This is a genomic window from Myxococcus stipitatus DSM 14675, from assembly GCF_000331735.1.
In the GTDB taxonomy this organism is placed as follows: Bacteria; Myxococcota; Myxococcia; order Myxococcales; family Myxococcaceae; genus Myxococcus; species Myxococcus stipitatus.
Genome location: NC_020126.1, coordinates 4,228,410 through 4,241,676, shown reverse-complemented (window position 1 = coordinate 4,241,676; position 13,267 = coordinate 4,228,410). Strand labels below are relative to the sequence as shown.

10 protein-coding genes are annotated in these 13,267 nt (G+C 71.1%); all 10 read left to right on the top strand.

What is annotated here, in order from left to right; all coding sequences use genetic code 11:
• Positions 1-50: 50 nt before the first annotated feature.
• Positions 51-659 (top strand): 4Fe-4S single cluster domain-containing protein, encoded by a 609-nt coding sequence (locus MYSTI_RS16670; protein WP_044283732.1) that lies wholly within the window; start codon positions 51-53, stop codon positions 657-659.
• The gene (locus MYSTI_RS16665) at positions 656-1,741 is read left to right on the top strand and encodes a hypothetical protein (protein WP_015348945.1); all 1,086 of its coding nucleotides are present in this window, start codon (positions 656-658) and stop codon (positions 1,739-1,741) included. Before MYSTI_RS16670 ends, MYSTI_RS16665 begins: the two co-directional genes overlap by 4 nt.
• Positions 1,738-2,304 carry a hypothetical protein gene (locus MYSTI_RS16660; protein ID WP_015348944.1) on the top strand — a complete coding sequence of 189 codons (567 nt, stop codon included), beginning with the start codon at positions 1,738-1,740 and terminating at the stop codon, positions 2,302-2,304. Before MYSTI_RS16665 ends, MYSTI_RS16660 begins: the two co-directional genes overlap by 4 nt.
• Positions 2,301-4,418 (top strand): AAA family ATPase, encoded by a 2,118-nt coding sequence (locus tag MYSTI_RS16655; RefSeq protein WP_015348943.1) that lies wholly within the window; start codon positions 2,301-2,303, stop codon positions 4,416-4,418. The genes MYSTI_RS16660 and MYSTI_RS16655 overlap by 4 nt, the downstream gene beginning before the upstream one ends.
• On the top strand, positions 4,411-4,677 hold the full coding sequence (locus MYSTI_RS16650) for a hypothetical protein (protein WP_015348942.1): 267 nt from the start codon (positions 4,411-4,413) through the stop codon (positions 4,675-4,677). The genes MYSTI_RS16655 and MYSTI_RS16650 overlap by 8 nt, the downstream gene beginning before the upstream one ends.
• Entirely contained in the window at positions 4,677-7,958 is a 3,282-nt protein-coding gene (locus tag MYSTI_RS16645; protein WP_015348941.1) for a DUF8586 domain-containing protein, read from the top strand. Before MYSTI_RS16650 ends, MYSTI_RS16645 begins: the two co-directional genes overlap by 1 nt.
• Positions 7,955-9,001: an AAA family ATPase gene (locus MYSTI_RS16640; RefSeq protein WP_015348940.1), complete on the top strand. Its 1,047-nt coding sequence runs from the start codon at positions 7,955-7,957 to the stop codon at positions 8,999-9,001. The genes MYSTI_RS16645 and MYSTI_RS16640 overlap by 4 nt, the downstream gene beginning before the upstream one ends.
• A gap of 71 nt (positions 9,002-9,072) precedes the next feature.
• Complete coding sequence (locus MYSTI_RS16635; RefSeq protein WP_015348939.1) at positions 9,073-10,239, top strand: methyltransferase; 1,167 nt, start codon at positions 9,073-9,075, stop codon at positions 10,237-10,239.
• Between the two features lie 124 nt (positions 10,240-10,363).
• Complete coding sequence (locus MYSTI_RS16630) at positions 10,364-11,860, top strand: hypothetical protein (protein WP_015348938.1); 1,497 nt, start codon at positions 10,364-10,366, stop codon at positions 11,858-11,860.
• Positions 11,861-11,905: 45 nt separating this feature from the next.
• Positions 11,906-13,267 (top strand): WGR domain-containing protein, encoded by a 1,362-nt coding sequence (locus MYSTI_RS16625; protein ID WP_015348937.1) that lies wholly within the window; start codon positions 11,906-11,908, stop codon positions 13,265-13,267.

Here is a 13,267-nt window from a genome sequence, read left to right as displayed (position 1 = left end):
TCATGGGTTCCCCCGTCCGCGCGCGTCCTGGCATGCTGGGGAGGCTCTCCATGGCTTCGACGGCGGACGAGTCCTCCCCAGGCCCGGTGCTCCGGGTCGCCCAGCAGGTTCCCCGCACGGAAGCGGAGGGCCCCGGGCACCGGTTCGCGCTCTGGCTCCAGGGCTGCCCGCTGCGCTGCCCGGGGTGCTGCAACCCGGAGATGTTCGCGATGGAGCGCGGCCCGCTCGTGACGGTCGACGCCCTGGCGGCCCGGGTGCTGTCGACGCCCGGCATCGAGGGCTTCTCGCTCCTGGGAGGCGAGCCCTTCTCGCAGCCCGGCCCCGCCGCGGACCTGTGCGAGCGGCTGCGCGCCGGGGGGCTCAGCACCATGGTCTTCAGCGGCTACACGCTCGCCGAGCTGAAGGCCCAGGCGAATCCCGACGTGGAGCGGCTCCTCCGCGCCCTGGACCTGCTGGTGGATGGACGGTACGAGAAGGACCTGCCGGAGACGCGCCGGCGGTGGATTGGCTCGAGCAACCAGGTCATGCACTTCCTCACGCCTCGCTACTCGCCCGAGGACCCGACGTTCACCGCGCCCAACACGGCGGAGGTCCACTTCGTCGAGGGCCGGCTCATCATCAACGGCTGGCCCGCGCTCGCGGACCGTCTTCGCCCATGACGCGGGTCTCGCCGTCCGAGCACTCGCTGCTCACGCTCGCGCGGGCCATCCTGGGCATGGGCCCCTTCGCCCCCGTGGAGGACCTCTTCCGGGGACGACAGGTCACGGCCGCGCGGCTCAGCCCCGGGGCCCTCCACGCCCTGAAGGACACGCTGGCGAAGGGGAGCGTCCGCGCCCTCGCGAGCACCGGTGGCGCGAGGAAGCGTCGGCACCTGCCCGCGTCGACGGGCCCCGCGCGACTCTGGGAGCGCCACCCGCCGCCCACGCTGCGCTTCTCGCGCCTCTGCTTCGGCACCCTGCGCTGGCTGGTGGAGCAGCCGCTGGCGGTGCCCGGCCACCTGCCGCTGGATGTGGATGCGCCGCCCACGCTCGCCGACGAGCTGTTCCTCTATCTCTGCTGCCGGATGGTCGTGGACACGCCCTGCGCGCAGTCCCTGGCCGCGCAGCCCCAGTTCCAGCGCTCCCTCCTCTGCCAGCTGGGCTTCCCCGGCCTGTTCGCGCCCCAGGCCATGAGGCTCGAGGCCGCGAGCTTCGCCCCGCTGCTCGCGGAGGGCGGCTGGCTGCTGGAGGCGCTCCAGGACGAGCTCGCGCTGCGGTGGCGGCGGCTCGAGGAGAGCAAGGGCCAGCTCGTGGAGCCCCAGCAACTGGTGGACCTGGGCACCGCGCAAGAGGCCGTGCTCAACGCCTTCCTCGACGCGGTGGACCGCGCGGGGCGCAGGGACCTGGCGGGCTTCCTGCTGGCGGCGATGCGGCCGCTCGTGGACCAGCCTGCGTCGCGGTGGGCCTCCGGCCTGTCTCCCCGTGCCTCGCTGGCGCAGAAGGCGCAGGCGCGCCGCTCCGCCGGGGCGGGCCTTCGTGGACTCGCACGGCTGGCGCGCTGGGACGCCGAGCACCGCGCGGTGCGCTTCTTCGACGACGACTACGAGGACGCCCAGCTCCTCCTCGCCGAGTGGGCCTCCTTCGGTGAGCCGGGTTTCCGGTTGGCGTCCGAGCGCGAGCGCGAGCTCAGCACGGACCTGATGCCCTCCGCCGCCATCCCGCAGGATATCCTCCCCCTTCCTTCCTCCGAGAGCGCCCCATGAGCCGCGCCTACCGAGTCTCCGTCTCCGAGTCCCTCAACCGCATCGTGCATGCCGAGGACGGCGTGTGCTCCAAGCTGGAGCTGCTCCCGCTGCTGTCCCGCGAGGAGACCGCCGGGCTGCTCGCCGCGGAGCTCGCGGCGCGAGGCTTCACCCAGGAAGGAGACGTGGCGGTGCGCGTGGAGGCCGACGGCGTGCGCGTGGCGGTGGACGTCACCACCGGCGACGTGAGCGTCACCCTGTCGGACGAGTCCTCGGTGAACCTGGTCGCGACGGGTGAGGTCCGCACCGAGACCCCTCACGAGACCGAGGCCGTCCGGAAGCTCGCCCGCGAGAAGGCGCGCGCGAAGCTGGAGGACAAGGCGCAGGACGCCACGGATGAGCTGCGCGAGGACATCACCCGTCGGCTCGAGGGGCGCCTGCGCGACCTCAAGGCCGAGCTGGACTCCATCTCCAACAAGGTCACCGCCGAGGCGCTCAAGGTCCGCGCGTCACAGCTCGGCACCGTGGAGGAGATTCACGAGGACGCGGCCACGGGCTCGCTCACCATCAAGGTGCGCGTATGAGCCAGCGCATTCCGGAGGAGTCCCTCCCGACGGAGCTGACGCCCTTCGGCGCAGTGGAGGCCGCCTATCCCCAGGAGCTCGAGCGCATCCGCGAGGCGCTCCTGCGCGGGCTGCCGGTGATGGTGGAGGCCGACAAGGAGCTGACGCCCTACTTCTACAAGTGCCTGCGAGACAGGCTGAAGAAGGACGGCAAGCAGTTCCTCTACCTGGATGGCCGCTCGGCCGCGGAGCCTCCTCCGGGCATGCCCGCGCCCAGCATGATGGCCACGCTCATCGGCCAGCTCCGCGACGCGGTGCGCGGTGCGGTGCGCGAGCGCATCGTCGTGCTCCCGCACCTGGACCTGCTCACCACCAGCAGCGGGGGACTCACCTCCGAGGCGCGCGAGGTGATTCCACTCCTGTATGAGAACCCGGAGATGGTCTGGGTGGGCTTCAAGGACCCGTCCTTCCCCCTCCCCCGTGTCATCGAGAACCTGTTCCCCCACAAGGAGAGCATCCTCGGTGTGAGCCGCGACCGGCTCCGCTTCCTCGTCACCCAGCGCGAGAGCCGCAAGTTCGGCCGCGGGCTCCAGCCGTACTCGCTCTACAAGCACGTGTCGGGTGTGAACGCGGTGCGGCTGCGGCGGCTGCTCGGCGCCATCACGGGCGAGGACTATCCCAGCGACACGCGGCCCGCGTATGCGCAGCTCCGGTCGGCCACGCTGAGTGGCTCGCTCAACGTGCCGGAGCTGGACCTGCACGGCGACATCGGCGGCTACGGCAAGGTGAAGGAGCGGCTGCAGCGAGAGATTCTCGACGTCCTCGCGCACAAGGACACGCTGACGGACGGCGAGGCGGTGAAGCGCGTGGAGGGGCTGCTCCCACGCGGGATGATCTTCTGGGGCCCTCCGGGCACGGGCAAGACGCTCTTCGCCAAGGCCATGGCGTCCTCGCTGGGCGCGGCGGTGCTGGTGGTGAGCGGCCCCGAGCTGAAGAGTCGCTGGGTGGGCGAGAGCGAGGAGAACCTCCGCCAGATCTTCGTGCGCGCACGGCAGGCGGCGCCCAGCATCATCATCTTCGACGAGCTCGACTCCTTCGCCGCGGCGCGCGGCACGTTCACCGGCTCCGGCGTGGAGCACTCCATGGTGAACCAGCTCCTCACGGAGATGGATGGCTTCCGCAAGGACGAGCTCGTCTTCGTGGTGGGCACCACCAACTTCGTGGAGTCGCTGGACCCCGCGCTCCTGCGCCCCGGGCGCTTCGAGTTCCAGCTCTGCATCCCCTACCCCAACAGCGCGGACCGCCGGGCCATCCTGTCCATCTACGACAAGAAGCTGGCCCTGGGCATGACGGAGCGGGCGCTGGACTACGCGGTGAAGCGCACCGGAGACCGCGTCGAGGGCACGGGCACGCGCTTCTCCGGTGACCACATCCAGGCGCTCTGTCGCGCCCTGGCGCGGCGACGGCTGCGCGACGCGACCCAGGCCCCCACCGAGCCCGTGGACGTGGAGCGCGCCCTCACCGACTTCCTCGACCGGCCGGAGCTCACGCCCTCCGAGGAGAAGGTCGTCGCCACCCACGAGGCGGGCCACGCCGTGTGCGCGCTGTTCTGCCCCAGCGCTCCCGCCATCGACCGCATCAGCATCCGAGGGGACCTCGCGGGGATGCTCGGCTTCGTGCAGTACGCAGACCCCGCGCACCGCTACGTCGTCACGCGCGGCCAGCTCCTGGACAGCATCTGCATGCTCTTCGGCGGACGCGAGGCGGAGGCCCTGCTGTTGGATGACTTGTCCATCGGCAGTGCGCACGACCTGGAGCGCGCCACCGAGATTGCCCGTGAGCTGGTGGAGCTCCTGGGCATGGGCGGCAAGGGCGTGCCCGTGCGCAGGTTCGACGCCCCGGGCCGGGACGCGGACCGCCACGCGCTCTCCGACGCGACGCGCGGCACGCTGGAGGCCGCCGTGCAGGAGGTGCTGGAGGTCCAACGCGCGCGCGCCCGAGACATCCTGCATCGAGAGAAATCCCGCCTCATCGCGCTGAGGGACCTGCTCCTCGAGCGCAAGGTGCTGGACCGCGAGGCCTTCGCCCACCTGGCCCCTTCGGTGGCCCCCCAGAAGGAGTCCGCCCATGGCTAGTCTCATCCTGCGTCTGGTGGTGAATCCCGCGACGGGCCGCAAGGACGTCGTCATCCAGTACGAGAGCGACTCCGATGCGCTCCCCATGGAGCACGAGGAGGAGCACCGCCGGCTGGTGGACCAGCTCATCGCCGGGGGCGCGCTGAAGGCCTCGGAGCTGGGCCGCGTCGTCGTCCAGCGCGACACGCCCTCGGGCCAGGCCGCAACCCCTGAATCCAACTCCGAGAGCACCTCCGAGAAGGTGAGCCAGAAGGCCTGATGTCCACGCTCGTTTTTCCCACCGAGGAAGCGCTGCACCTCGCGCTGACGTCGCGGCTCATCCCTCCGGAAGTCCAGGCCGCGCCGGCCCAGCACCATCGGACCTCCGAGGGCGCGGTGTCCGTCACGCCCCAGAAGCCGCTGCCGAAGCCGGTGCTCACGCAGCTCGCCTCCCTCGGCATCCGGTCCGAGCCCGCCGCGCCCCACGGCGCGTCCCCCGTCCTGTGTTGGGCGGAGCTGGTGCCCCCTCGCCGCGTGGCCGTCGAGAGCGCGCCGAGCGGCCCGGTGTTGTTCCTCCCCAAGAGCGCGGATGCACTGTTGCCGCTCGCCGGTGAGCTGTTGCGGCTCGGGTGTGACCGACAGGAGGCGTGCTTCGCCCAGGCCCCGGGTGGAGACGGCGGCCCGAGGCAACGCGCGATGCTGCGCACCGTCGCCCCGCCCTACTTCACGCTCACGGGTGCGATGGACCGCCTGGGCGGGCTGCGTGCCTTCGTCCCCGCGATTCCCGGACAGAGCTCCGTCTGGGTGGAGCTGGGCCACGTGCATCCCCTCGCGAGCACGCTCCAGCCATCACCGGGAAGCGTGCTGCTCATCCCGGGTGACGGCCCGTGGCTGAGTGTCTCCGACGGGCCGTGGACGGACCTGTATCAGCTCACCGACCTGCGGCTCCCCCAGCCCGCGAAGGATTGGGCTCCCGCGCCCGCGCCGGGACGGCTCTCCGTGCAGCTCCGACTCACTCGCGCCGCACGCACGGAGGCCGCGAGCCTCTGGGTGCTGCGAGAGAACGCCGTGGCGCAGGTGGAGTCACTGGTCCACACGCTGCCCGAGACCCTGCTGGCGCAGCTTCGCTTCGCGGTGGTCCAGTCGCCGGAAGGGCCCTGCATCATCCTGCGCGCGCGGCACGGTCGCGAGCGGCCCCCGGAGCTCGGCTTGTCGGCCATGGCCTATGCGCCCCTGCCGCAGCTCGCGGACCTGTACCTGCCTTGCGACGGGCTGCTCGAGCCTCCTGTGCGACGAGACAGGCTGCGCGCCCTGCTCGCGCCCGTGCCCGACACCGTGACGTGGCTGCATCCCACGGGAGGAGGAGGCTTCCGCGCGGAGCGTGTGCCGGAGCAGGCCTTCCAGCCGCTCGACACCTGGGTGGACTACGTGGTGGACGCCAGCGCCGCCGCGCTGGAGCCGTGGGTGAAGGGCGCGCTCTTCGACTTCGACTCGCTGGAGGTCGCGGACGGCGAGTGGCTGCCCGGCATGGCGCGCGCCGCCTCCGCAAAGGAGTCACCAGACAACGCGTCGACGCAACGCACCTCGCGCTCGCGCCGTGAGGAGCCCCCCGCCCCGGCCTCCACGTCCGTCCGCGTCTCGACGACGAGGTCCTCCACGGCACGCGGCACGGGAGCGCCGATGGAGGCGCTGACTCCCGCGAAGCTCAGCGCGATGGAAGCAGCGCTCACCTCGGTCCAGCGAGCCTTCCTCAAGCTGGACGCACCGGCCGATGCACCGGAGCGACAGGAGATGTGGACCCAGATGGCGGAGATGAATGGCCGCCTGGGTCGCGGACACGACGCGGCGCTGTGCTGGACCCGGGCGCTGTGGAATGCCCCCAAGGAACTGGCACCCGAGCTGGCCTCGCACTGGGCCGAAGCGGAGGCACGAGATGGCGTCTCGCTGGACGAGCGGCTGTCTCGGGCCACGCCCTCCGGTGACGACGTGCGTGCCCTCGCGAGTGCGCTCATCGAGGCGGCGCTGACAACCTCTGCGGTGCCCACCTCGGATGTGCCGACGGTCCAGCGATGGATGGACCGGCACGACGCGGTGCTCGACGTACGCACGCTGTGGCTGTCACGCACCGCGCTGGACACTCTATCCGGGGGAGATGCCCTGGGCCTCGCGCGGGCGGGAGACCGGCTGCTGGCGATGCTCCAGCGGGGACTCTCGCTCTCGCGCGATGTCCCCCGCTTCCTCCGGGGTGGCACGGACGCGTCCGTCCTGCCCCAGTTGCTCGCGCAACTCGACGCGCTCCATGACCGCTTCGAGCGCACCACGCGCCGCCGTTCCTCCGTGGAGGCCCCTCCGGCCCTGACCCGCGCGTATGTCCACTTCGTCTTCGCGTGTGGCTATGCGCGGCTGGGACAGGCGGACCGGGCTCGGGAGCTGGTCGCGTCGGCGAAGGGCTCGCTCTCGACGAAGGATGCCATCCACGTCTTCCTCACGCGGGCCTACAGCGCGCGCGTCGAGCAGGCCCTGGAAGGCGCACCACTGGAAGCGCCGCTGCCACCCGACATCGCGGCGGAGCTCAACGCGCTGGGCACCTTCGAGCGCTACAAGGTGGACCGGCTGCGGCAGGTCTCCGCGTTCCTGGAGCCCGGGGAGCGACTGGACCCGGCCAAGGCCTTCGGCCGAGGAACCCGCGACGTTCGCGGCGAGGAGTTCGCCGCCCTGCGAGACCTCCGCGAACCGGAGACCCTGGCGCACGAAGTGGCGCAGTTGGTGACACGCGCCACCGGAGCCCGGCTCCAGGCGCCCGAGCGGACACGGCTCATCGGCGGTCTGCTGGAGACATTGCCTCGCCTGCCCCCCGCACGTGCGCTGCCGCTGATGGACGAGCTGCTCCCGGCGATGGACGGACTGGCGGGCGAAGTCCGAGCGAAGCTGCTGGGCGACGCGCTCACGCTGGCGGCCATGTTCGGCCGCGCGGACCGGGCGACGTCCCTGGCGCGAAGGCTCCACGCGGTGCTGTCCGAGCTGGCGCCGGAGTCTCCCGCGTGGGCGGAAGGCCTCCTCGGCGCGAGCCTCCGGGGACTGCGTCGCGTGGGCCTGTCCGCCGAGGCGGCCACCCTGGTGGAATCGACGCGAGGACTGCTCACCCACGCGAAGGCGCCCGTGGCGGCTCGACTGGGAGTGGCCTCGGGACTGGCGATGCTCGGCCGCGTGGAGGAAGCGCTCCCTGTCTTCGACCAGGCCTTCAAGGCGCTGGCCGCGGCGAAGGGGCCGCAGCCCGAGCGGCTGGCCCTGACACGCGCGCTCGCGAGCGCCCTGGCCCATGCGCCGGTGGACACCGCGCTGCCGGGCCTGGCGAGGCTCTCCGAGGCGCTGCCCACGGTGACGGACAGCTTCAACACCAACAGCCACTTCTGTCTGTCGGTGGTGGACTTCGCGGACGCGCTGGTGCTGGGCCACGTGGAAGTGGGCCAGGGCGCGGGAGAGCGAGCCCGAAGCTTTTTGGATGAGGATGAGTTCCTGGTGCGGCGACGCATCCACCAGGAGTTGGAGGAGCGTCTATGAGCAGTGTTCCCCGGCGGGAAGAGTCTTCCGCCGACCCCCTCTCCGCGATGACGTTCGACGCGTTGTCGCGCGAGGCGCAGGGTTTGCGTGAGCGGCTGAACCGGTTCCGGCAGGGACTGGGCCGTCACTTCGTGGGCAAGCAGACGTTGGTGGACTTGATGACGGTGGCGGCGGTGGCGCAGGAGCCGCTGCTGCTGGTGGGCCCTCCCGGCACGGCCAAGTCGGACCTGGTGCTCAAGTTCCGCGAGGCGCTGCAAATCCCCAGCGAGGACTACTTCGAGTACCTGCTCACGCGCTTCACCGAGCCCTCGGAAGTCCTGGGCCCCATCGACATCAACCTCTTGCGCCAGGGCCGCTACATCCGGCGCGAAGGCGGCAAGCTCCCCACCGCGCGGCTCGTGTTCCTGGACGAGGTGTTCAAGGCGAGCTCGGCCATCCTCAACGCGCTCTTGACGGTCATCAACGAGCGCAAGTTCTACCAGGACGGCGCACCGCAGCCCGTGCGCCTCAAGGTGCTCTTCGCGGCCACCAACGAGCTGCCCGAGCACGCGGAGCTGGGCGCGCTCAAGGACCGCTTCTGTCTCAAGGCCGCGTGCCGTCCGGTGCAGGACCGCTACTTCCTGGAGCTGCTGGACTCCGGTCTGGAGTCGCAGACGCACCGCGAGCTGAACCAGAAGCCCTGGGCGGAGGGGCACGCCACGCTGGAGGACATCCTCAAGGCGCACCGCTACCTGACGCTCATGATGGGCCGCAAGGAGCAGGGCCCGGATGGCCGCGAGCTGAAGGACCGGGACTTGTTCTTCCGCGACGAGCTGCTGCGCGAGTTCCGCCGCGTGGTGCAGACCCTGACGCGTGAGGACGGCGTCTTCATCAGCGACCGCAAGCTGGTGAAGCTCTACCGGCTGCTGCGCACACGCGCGTGGATCTTCCATGGCGGCGCGGTGGAGCGGCAGGACCTCCAGCTCCTCTCCTATCTGGGAGAGACGCGCGAGGAGATAGACCTGCTGGAGGAGAAGGTCCCCCGACTGCTCGGCCTGACGTGAGCGCACCGGACAGACCTTCCCATCACCCCAGGCGCGACGGTGGGGCGCGGACGTGCTACCCCCTCGGGTCCATGCCCCGTCCCACCCGAACCGCCCCCCCGCCCAAGGGACCGGCCCCCGTCGCGTCCGCCCCCACCGCGTCCCCGCTGCCCGCGGGCGCCCCCTTCACCTGGCGCTCGGAGAGCGACGAGCCCTCACCTGCCCGACTGCACGCGGTGGACGACAGGCTCAGCGCGGACACGGCGCTCAAGCGGGTCCGCCGTGGCGAGTTCCTGCTGTACTCGGGCGACTTCCACAACGCGAAGCAGCTCCTGGGCGCGCTGGGCCGCAGGCTGGAACGAGCGTCGAACGCCCGCTCTCCCCTGGAGGCCTTCCGAGCCGAGCGACGCGCACGGCAGTTGGAGCACGAGACGCTGTCGCGCATCGTCGTGTCGTTGGACCGCGACTACCGGCTCGCGCTCGCGCGGGCACCGGACGTGGCCCTGGCGTGCCGACAGGTCTGGGGGGAACCCGCGACGGAGTTCACGGTGGTCCCCCTCAAGCAGTTGCTCGGCATGCTCGGCGCGGCGGAGTGGCGACGAAAGGGCCTGGCGGTGCCTGGGCTCACCGGCCTCATCCATCCGCACTACGGCGTCTACCTGCCCACGCGCACCGACTACGTGGAGCTGCTGCTCTCGCTCCCCACGCTGAAGGGCCCGCGTGTGTTCGACGTGGGCACGGGCACCGGCGTGCTCTCCTTCCTCCTCCTCCAGCGGGGCGCCGCGTCCGTGCATGCGACGGACTGCGACTCGCGCGCCGTGGCCTGCTCGAGGGAGAACGCCGAGCAACTGGGGCTGCGCAAATCCTTCCAGGTGACCGAGGCCGACCTCTTCCCCCCTGGGAAGGCGGACCTCGTGGTGTGCAACCCCCCATGGATTCCCGAGCCCCCCAAGAACCGCGTGGACCGGGCGGTGTTCGACGAGGACAGCCAGTTCCTGAAGCGCTTCCTCGAGGGACTCTCCGACGCGCTCACCCCGGGAGGAGAAGGGTTGCTCATCCTGTCGGACCTGGCGGTGCTGCTCGGCCTGCGCCCCCAGGGCTGGCTCCAGGAGCAGATCACCCGCTGCGGCCTGACGGTGAAGTGGAGCAAGTCGACAGCGGCGCGGCACGCCAAGGCCAAGGACACCTCGGACCCGCTGCACATGGCGCGCTCGCGCGAGACGACCACGCTCTACTGCCTCACGCGCGCGGCGACTTGATTCCCGGAGCCTGACCGGCGCCAGGTGAGGGCTCGACTCGGCGCTCGAAGCCTCGGGGCCCGTGCGGCTCCCCTCACGGGCGTCGAGCGCAAACGCGGCGGCCCTCGTGATACACGGAAGACGCATGGATGCATCGGCGCGACGAGGCCCGCACGACACGGAACGCTGGCTCTGCGCGGGGTTGGGACTCGCTCGTCAGGAGCGGCTCGACGCGGAGGTGCTCTCCGCGGGTGTGCCGTGGCTGCTGGCCACCCTCGCGGAGTCCCCCACGCTCCCGCCCCCCGCGCTGGTGTTGGACCTGGGGCGGCTGGTCGCCGGACACGCCCTCGCCTCATCCCTCCCTGTCCCGCACACCCTGCCCCGACTGCGCGCCGCCGTGCGCGCGTATGACGACCATGTGCTCGCCCGGCTCGCCGCCGAGCCTCACCTCGAAGCCGTGTCCGCCGCCCTCGCGCGGCTGCCCTCGGCCCTGCGTCCTCGCGGCATGGCCTTCCTCGTGGCCCGAGTCCTCTCCCGCACGGGCTTCACCACGGGCCTCGGGATGAACCCCGCGCTCGCCCGCCGCGTCCTGGAGAAGACTCCTGGGGAACTGTTGCAATCCGGCTACACGGCGCTGCGCGAGGGGGGCCCGTTCCTGGAGCAGCTCGCCCAGGGGTACGAAGCGCTGACCTCGGGAGCACGCCGCGCCCCGGCCTTGCTGGGCGACGCGGAGGTCTTCACGCTGGAGAACCTGGAGCACCTCCAGGGCAAGGCCCAGCGCATGGCCCTGGAGCAGGCCGTGGAGGCCGCCGAGGCGCTCTCCCGCACGCTCCCAGCCCGCCTCCGCGCGCGCTCCGTCTCCTCCGGCCCCGCCCCCTCCGCGCTCGACGACGAGGCCGCCTTCCCCCAGGGAGGCTTCTCCTCCGTCTCCAACGTGGGCAGCCTGGAGAACCTGGTCACCTCCGAGCTCGTCTACATGGAGGATGAGCCCACGCTCGACCTGTTCGACGTGCGCTACGTCGAGGGCGAGCTGCTCTACTACACCCGCGACGAGAGCCTCGCGGTGCGCCGCCGCCGCGTCATCACGTTCGTCCTGCCCCCGAGCCTCGCCGAGGCCCGCGTGAAGGACTCCGGCGTGAAGTGGCAGCGCGCCGTCGTGGCCCTGGGGCTGGTGCTGTGCCTGGTGCGCAGGCTGTCCCTGTGGCTGGGCGACCAGGACCTGCGCTTCCAGGTGGCCTTCCCATGGGACGGAACCGGCCCCCACCCGCTGGAGGCCGAGCGCGGCCTGTCCGAATTGCTCCTGCGCGAATGGCGCGCCCGAGGCACCGTCGAGATTCTCACACCGCGAGACGACGCCGAGGTGCTGGCCCGCGCGGAGGCGGACTCGAAGCGCGCGCGCGTGGATGTGCTGAGACTCGACGCGGTCCGTCAGGCGACGCTGGAGGCGGAGGGCCTCCCCTCTCGAGTGGGGCTCCACCTGCTCGACCTGAGCGGCCCCAGTCCCCGGCTCCAGGTGCCTCGTGCCGGCGCCGTGACGCGGGAACGGGGATTCCAGGAAGAAAATCGGGCGGGGCTGTCCATGGAGGCGCCCTGGGAAGCTTGGACGGGCGCGACGCTTGAGCTTGCGCGAGGGCTTCTCTAGCTTCCGTCCCGGGACGCGCCACGCTCGGCGCAGGAGAGGACGGCCATGCCGCGGTACGAGTTCAAGGAAGGCAGCTCCAACAAGTTCTGGGAGATCACGCTCGAGGGCAAGACCTTCACCACCAAGTGGGGTCGCATCGGCACCGATGGCCAGGAGAAGACTCAGAGCTTCGACTCTCCCGAGGCGGCCCTGAAGGAGCACGACAAGCTGGTCCGCGAGAAGGAGAAGAAGGGCTACGAGCTCGTCGACGGCGAGGACGGTGAGGACGGGGACGGCGACGAGGTCGAAGCGGTCGAGGGCAAGTCCAACCCCGAGCTCGAGGCCGCCATCCTGAAGGACCCGGACAACCAGGACGCCTACCTGGTCTACGGCGACTGGCTCCAGGGCCAGGGCGACCCGCGCGGCGAGCTCATCGCGCTCCAGCACGCGGCGGCGAACGCGGACAGCGCCGAGGCCGGCGCCCTCAAGCGCAAGGTCACCGCGCACCTCAAGAAGCACAAGGCGCTGCTGCTCGGCGGGATGGCGAAGGCGTGGAGCGACGAGGAGCTCACCGTCCAGTGGCACCTGGGCTTCATCCGCGAGGCGCGCGTCGGCAAGGGTGACTACGACTCCGAGCTCGATGTCCCCGAGACGGTGAAGCAGTTGCTCGCCCACCCCTCCGCGCGCTTCATCCGCTCGCTCGCCGTCGGCATGGTCGACATGGATGGCGAGAACAACTACGACGACGTCACCGCCGCCATCGTCGCCGCGAAGGAAGTGCCCACGCTCCAGAACCTCTTCCTGGGCGACTTTCAGTACCCGGACGAGACGGAGATCTCCTGGTCCTACGTCAACGACGTCTCGGGCCTCTACAAGGCCCTCCCGAACCTGCGCTCCCTGCGGCTGCGCGGCGCGAGCGCGGAGCTGGGCAAGGTGGAGCTGCCGGAGCTGCGTGAGTTCATCATGGAGACAGGCGGCCTGCCGCTCGGCGCGGTGAAGTCCATCGCCAGCGCGACCTGGCCCAAGCTCGAGCGCCTGGAGGTCTGGTTCGGCGCGGATGGCTACGGCGCGGAGGGCGGCGTGGAGGACATCCAGCCCATCCTCGACGGCAAGGGCCTGTCGAACGTCAAGGTGCTGGGCCTGCGCAACTCGGAGTTCACCGACGACCTGGTGAAAGTGCTGCACACCGCGAAGATCCTCCCCCAGCTCGAGAAGCTGGACCTGTCCATGGGCTGCTTGTCCGACGTGGGGGCGCATGAGCTCGCGAACCACGCGGCGGCCTACAAGCACCTGAAGCACCTGGACCTGACCGAGAACACGATGACCGGCGAGGGCGAGAAGCTGGTCGCGAAGATCGCCGGCACCGTCGCCGCGGGCAATCAGCGCGACTACGACGAGGAGTACCGCTACGCCGCCGTCGGCGAGTAG

Bases quoted from the DNA above. Each gene is read 5' to 3' on its own strand.
- MYSTI_RS16660 (WP_015348944.1), top strand. From the start codon at position 1,738: ATGAGCCGCGCCTACCGAGTCTCCGTCTCCGAGTCCCTCAACCGCATC.
- MYSTI_RS16650 (WP_015348942.1), top strand. From the start codon at position 4,411: ATGGCTAGTCTCATCCTGCGTCTGGTGGTGAATCCCGCGACGGGCCGC.
- MYSTI_RS16640 (WP_015348940.1), top strand. From the start codon at position 7,955: ATGAGCAGTGTTCCCCGGCGGGAAGAGTCTTCCGCCGACCCCCTCTCC.
- MYSTI_RS16635 (WP_015348939.1), top strand. From the start codon at position 9,073: ATGCCCCGTCCCACCCGAACCGCCCCCCCGCCCAAGGGACCGGCCCCC.
- MYSTI_RS16625 (WP_015348937.1), top strand. From the start codon at position 11,906: ATGCCGCGGTACGAGTTCAAGGAAGGCAGCTCCAACAAGTTCTGGGAG.
- MYSTI_RS16665 (WP_015348945.1), top strand. From the start codon at position 656: ATGACGCGGGTCTCGCCGTCCGAGCACTCGCTGCTCACGCTCGCGCGG.
- MYSTI_RS16645 (WP_015348941.1), top strand. From the start codon at position 4,677: ATGTCCACGCTCGTTTTTCCCACCGAGGAAGCGCTGCACCTCGCGCTG.
- MYSTI_RS16655 (WP_015348943.1), top strand. From the start codon at position 2,301: ATGAGCCAGCGCATTCCGGAGGAGTCCCTCCCGACGGAGCTGACGCCC.
- MYSTI_RS16630 (WP_015348938.1), top strand. From the start codon at position 10,364: ATGGATGCATCGGCGCGACGAGGCCCGCACGACACGGAACGCTGGCTC.
- MYSTI_RS16670 (WP_044283732.1), top strand. From the start codon at position 51: ATGGCTTCGACGGCGGACGAGTCCTCCCCAGGCCCGGTGCTCCGGGTC.